Here is a 515-nt window from a genome sequence, read left to right on the forward strand (position 1 = left end):
TCGCCGCATGAGGTGACCAACAGCGGCTCGGATCGGGGGCAGTTGTCGGTGATGGCTCAGCAGGCGCAGACGGCCCTGGGCACGCCGAGCCTGGAGGCTGTGGCGGACAGGGGCTACTACAAGGGCGAGGATATCCTGGCCTGCGAGCGAGCCGGCATCACGCCCTCTGTGCCCAAGACCCTTACGTCGTGCGCCAAGGCCGATGGTCGCTTCGGCAAGCAGGATTTCGTCTATCATCCCGAGGACGACAGCTATCGCTGTCCGGCTGGAGAGCGCCTGACGCGCCGGTTTAGGTCGATTGAGAACGGCATGGCCCTGCACATGTACTGGACCACCTGCTGTGAGCGGTGTGCCCTGAAGGAGCAGTGTACGACCGGCAAGCAGCGGCGCCTCAAGCGCTGGGAGCACGAGGATGTGCTCGATGCGATGCAGGAGCGGCTCGACCGGGCACCGGAGACGGCGCGCCTGCGGCGGCAGACGGTGGAGCACCCGTTTGGCACGATCAAGGCCTGGAT

The 515-nt window shown here is 66.0% G+C and carries 1 protein-coding gene; it reads left to right on the plus strand.

The window, feature by feature from the left end:
- On the plus strand, nucleotides 1-515 hold a 515-nt coding region (locus ACXJKO_RS32115; protein ID WP_457095029.1), incomplete at both ends, for a transposase.

Source organism: Microvirga sp. P5_D2 (assembly GCF_054049475.1).